Below are 4588 nucleotides of genomic sequence, written 5' to 3' on the forward strand. Positions count from 1 at the left end.
TTAGGGGGGCTAACGGAAAGAGTAGGATTTACCAATCGGGGTACTGTAGGGTTTCCGTCCCCTCGCGAGGATTTTTGGGGGGTCTAACAATGGTTCAATCCGGTTTTTTCAAGAAGAAGATTTTGTTTCCGTCCCCTCGCGAGGATTTTTTGGGGGTCTAACCCAAGACCTGTCAGGACAACAAGTTCTGGCATTTAAGTTCCCGTCCCCTCGCGAGGATTTTGGGGGTTCTAACTGAATTTTATGTCTTAATAACAGCTAGTGTGGATTTGTTTCCGTCCCCTCGCGAGGATTTTGGGGGTTCTAACTTAGTTCGCACTCCTCATGCGTACTCAAGAGAAGAGTTTCCGTCCCCTCGCGAGGATTTTGGGGGTTCTAACTCAACCATCTATCAAACTTGGTGGCGGCGGTGTTAATGTTTCCGTCCCCTCGCGAGGATTTTGGGGGTTCTAACAGCATATCTTGTATAAAGCCTCAGAAGACCCCCACCACATCTAGTACCCCTTAGAAACTAGTTAAAACCTAACTCCATTATACCATGTCTAGCCCAGAAACAACAGCTTAAAAGAACAAAATATCCTCTAGCAACTCCGCGCCATCATAAGGATTAAAAACAATCCTCTCTTCCTTATGCCCCAGATAGATAATGATATTGTCTCCTTCTTCCGCCTGATAAAAGGCCCTCAGCTCCCTCACAAGGCAGTCAAAGTCCAGCTTCTCAAGGGCCAGCTCAAAGCAGGAGCGCTGAACCCTCACGCCATAGCCTTCCAAAAGCTTTGCCAGCTTCAAGCGCCGCTTATTGCTGACGATATCGTAAATAACCAGACAAAATTTTGTTTTCTTTCTGGCAAACTCTTTTTCATCATCATTAAGATTAAAGAAGACCATCTGTCCCTCCTCCTGTATAGCTAGACACATACTCAGCTGGATCCAAGGCTTCAAAACTCCGAATCAAAGATTTGATTTGCTGATCCGCCGCATATAGAAAAGTGTAACGATTCTTATCCAGCTCGACATAGTGATGAATTTCCAAAATCCTCTCCCTCATAGCCCGAGAAAAGATCTCGATTCCTTCAGGTGTCAAAAAGATACCATCTTCCTTCTCAATGAAATGCTCTTCAAGAATTTCCTGACGGTTGACCAGCCCCAGCACCGTATCATCCACGATCACCGGTCGCCATTCCTCCATCAAATCACTCGCCAAGACAGCATGATGGTCATGGGGCTGATGCATCACGCCAAAACCTAAGCTCAAACCATTCTTGCGAATCAAGCCCATAAAGCAAGAATAAAGAATGGAGTAACCAAAGTTTAGCAGGGTATTAAACTTGTCCATAGCTGGTCTCCGACTCCGACCAGAAAAATGAAAACCATCAATGACCAGTAGGTTCAAGAGATAAAAGTAGGATTTAGCCAGTCTCCCTTCGATTCCCATAATCTCTGCAATGCTTCTAGCTTGCTCGATATGTACCATCCCATCGCTAAAGCGTTTGAAATCCTCCTGATCCAGCAAATCATTTTCGTCAAAAGCTTGGAGCAGATTGAGCTGATTGCCTATCTTAGCGGCAGCGATTTTCCGAGCGATGCCCAAACAAAAGTCCGAGTCGAAAGAAGCCCGAACCTGACTGCGCTGCTTTTCAAAATCCTCCTTCCTAAAGGAATCAAAGGAAAATAGAAACTCGCCCTTGCTCGAGAAATAGAACACAAAAATGTCTCTATTAGCCAAGGCTTTCAGTAGCTGAGTAGACAGCTGAGCATTGCCAAAGACCAAGATATTGTCAATCAGATTGAAGGAAATCTCTTTCAGCAAGACGTGCTCCTCATTTCGCACAAGCACACGCTGCTCCCTCACCGACAAGCTACAAGACGAGTTTTGAATATATAAATCAGCCATAAAATCCTAAATATCTCTCACAAATAAACTTTCCCATTGAAAAACTCTTTTAGTCTCCCTGTCTCAACTGCGCAAACATTTCCCCAATCTTGCCTTCGATGACGAGGTCAGCTTGCTTGTCCTGAGGAATGCTGGTCTTATTGATGACGACCAGATGCTTGCCAGCAAAGTACTGGATGAGACTGGCTGCGGGATAGACGACCAAGGAGGTTCCCCCGATAATCAGCAGGTCGGCTTGATGAATGACCTGCGCCGCTTGCTGGAAAGTCTCCATATCTAAGGGCTCTTCATAGAGGGTCACATCGGGCTTGATAATGCCACCGCAGTCAGAACAGTAAGGCACCGTCCCGGGAAGAGCAAGAAAAGCCTCCAAATCGTAAAAGCGCTGACAGCCCTGACAGAAATTCCTATCCGCACTGCCATGCAATTTGAGGACATTTTTTGAACCAGCCATTTCGTGCAGACTGTCAATGTTTTGCGTCACTACAGCCTTGAGCTTGCCGGCCTTCTCCAGATGAGCCAGATAGACATGAGCCGCATTAGGCTTGGCATCCGGATAGAGTAGATACTTCTTGTAAAAGTCGAAAAACTCCTGCGGATAGCGCTCAAACATGGTATGCGAAACCAGCTGCTCTGCCGTAAAATGCCGACCAAGCTTGACACTGTAAATCCCATCCGAACTACGGAAGTCAGGGATATTAGACTCGGTCGAGACACCAGCCCCACCGAAAAAGACGATATTCTGACTTTGGTCAATCATGTCTTGCAACTGCTGTATTTTATCCATTTTCCTCTCCTGTCAATAAAGCTCTAACCAAGCGATTTGCCTCATCAAAATAAAAATGTTCCCGATCGTAGACAATCCCCGTGAAGCGTGCCAAATCCACCAAAATCTCCATAAAATGCTGAGACGAAAAGCCAGTTGTTCGATACAATTCCGTCTCATCAAAAGGCTTAATCAAATGAGCCAACGGATTTCGGACTGACTTTTCCAACTCGCGCAGCTGTCTGACCTGATCTTTGACAGACTCCGGCAGATCTAAGCACAGAATCAGCTCTGTCAGACTGGATGAGTTGACCGTGCTTTCTGCATGAAAATCCTGCAAGACAGCATATTCTGACTCTCGCATCCGTTCAAACTTCCAGCGGTCATAGCTGGCCTCACGAGAATTATGGATAAAGTGCTCGATATCAGGAATTTCCAGCTTGATCAAGCGCATGAAAATCCGATAAATCGCCGGGCTGACCGCTCTAATGAAATCAATGATCTGCTCATTGCGCAGCTTGGCTTCCAAATCGTAGAGATAGTTGGCCAGCTGTTCGTCAGCCAAATCGGTATGACAAAAAAGCTGAAAACCGCTTTGCGTCTGCAAGGCAGTCTTCAACTCTTCATCCATGGCTGGCAGAATATTGAGCTCTCTGCGCTCTGCCAGAATATGCAACAATTTTGTCAAAAGGGATGAGCCGCTCATCAACTGTTGCGCCAGCTTATAGGCATAAGCATAGTCATAACGGGAAATCGCAAAGAGAATTTCCTCTTTTAGATCTAGATTCATGCTTAATCAATCAGGGTTTCCAAACCAACCTTCATCATATCGGTGAAGGTATTTTGACGTTCCTCAGCCGTCGTATCCTCGTCTGGATTGACCAAACTATCAGAAATAGTCATGATGGCAAGCGCATCTACTTGGTGCTGAGCAGCCAGATAGTAAAGGGCTGCAGCTTCCATTTCAACAGCTTTCACGCCCCATTTACCCAGCTCGATATTTTTTTCAAAATAGTTCGAATAGAAGACGTCTGATGACAAAACATTTCCGACATGGGTCGTCATGCCCAAGTCTTTGGCGATATGATAAGCCTTGTCCAGCAAGTCAAAGCTGGCAATTTGCGGAAAATCATATTGAGGCCAGTCATTGCGGATAATGTTTGAGTTGGTCGCAGCCGCTTGAGCTAAAACCAATTCACGAACGTGGACATCTGCATTGAGCGAACCAGCTGTTCCCACACGAATCAGCTTTTTCACACCGTAGTCCACAATCAGCTCACGTGCATAGATGGAAATCGATGGCATTCCCATCCCTGTTCCCATGACAGAAACCCGCTGACCCTTGTAAGTACCAGTGTAGCCAAACATGTTCCGCACTTCGTTAAAGCAAACGGCATCTTCTAGGAAATTCTCCGCAATAAACTTGGCACGAAGCGGATCACCCGGCAAAAGGATTTTATCAGCAATCTCACCTTGTTTAGCAGCAATATGGATAGACATAATTTATGATACAAAGAGCGACAAGAAAACGACTGAAAATTAGGAATCTGACGAGAAATCCTGATTTCTCAGGCAGATTATCTATTTTCCGAGTTTTCCGCTCGTGTTCAAATCAAAACACACGCTCTACCTTTCTTTTTTTAGATTCAGGATAGCGACAGAGAACAAAGCAAAAATAGGAAATCTAACGAAGAGGCGACTGCATCTAGGTAGATTTATCTTTTTTACACAGTTCTCCGCCCGTATTCAGTTCAGCGAATACAGTTAGCCCTTCCTTTCTGTGTTTATTTGAAAGATAGTTTTCCGCTCGTGTTCACATCTGAACACCTCGTTCTACCTTTCCTTAGTTTAATATTTTACAAAGTTTCATGGAAAGGCTGGCCCGAGTTCGTTTGAAACTCAGACTCTCCCCCCTCTATGATTTTTTC

Annotated in this window: 5 protein-coding genes; all 5 read right to left on the minus strand. The window is 45.2% G+C overall.

Going from position 1 to position 4588, the window contains the following annotated elements; genetic code table 11:
• Positions 1-561: 561 nt before the first annotated feature.
• Genes cas2 through deoD form a run of 5 tightly spaced genes read right to left on the minus strand, consistent with a single transcriptional unit; the run spans position 562 to position 4160 of the window.
• Entirely contained in the window at positions 562-888 is a 327-nt protein-coding gene (cas2, locus tag STRDD04_RS00730) for a CRISPR-associated endonuclease Cas2 (protein WP_062198488.1), read from the minus strand.
• On the minus strand, positions 875-1894 hold the full coding sequence (gene cas1 / locus STRDD04_RS00735; protein WP_062198490.1) for a CRISPR-associated endonuclease Cas1: 1020 nt from the start codon (positions 1892-1894) through the stop codon (positions 875-877). Before cas1 ends, cas2 begins: the two co-directional genes overlap by 14 nt.
• Positions 1895-1943: 49 nt before the next feature.
• On the minus strand, positions 1944-2681 hold the full coding sequence (locus tag STRDD04_RS00740; protein ID WP_062198492.1) for an NAD-dependent protein deacylase: 738 nt from the start codon (positions 2679-2681) through the stop codon (positions 1944-1946).
• Positions 2674-3450 carry a hypothetical protein gene (locus tag STRDD04_RS00745; protein ID WP_062198494.1) on the minus strand — a complete coding sequence of 259 codons (777 nt, stop codon included), beginning with the start codon at positions 3448-3450 and terminating at the stop codon, positions 2674-2676. The genes STRDD04_RS00740 and STRDD04_RS00745 overlap by 8 nt, the downstream gene beginning before the upstream one ends.
• A 2-nt stretch (positions 3451-3452) precedes the next feature.
• On the minus strand, positions 3453-4160 hold the full coding sequence (gene deoD / locus STRDD04_RS00750) for a purine-nucleoside phosphorylase (RefSeq protein ID WP_015604594.1): 708 nt from the start codon (positions 4158-4160) through the stop codon (positions 3453-3455).
• Positions 4161-4588: the final 428 nt, after the last annotated feature.

This window comes from Streptococcus sp. DD04, from assembly GCF_001578725.1.
Classification (GTDB): Bacteria; Bacillota; Bacilli; order Lactobacillales; family Streptococcaceae; genus Streptococcus; species Streptococcus sinensis.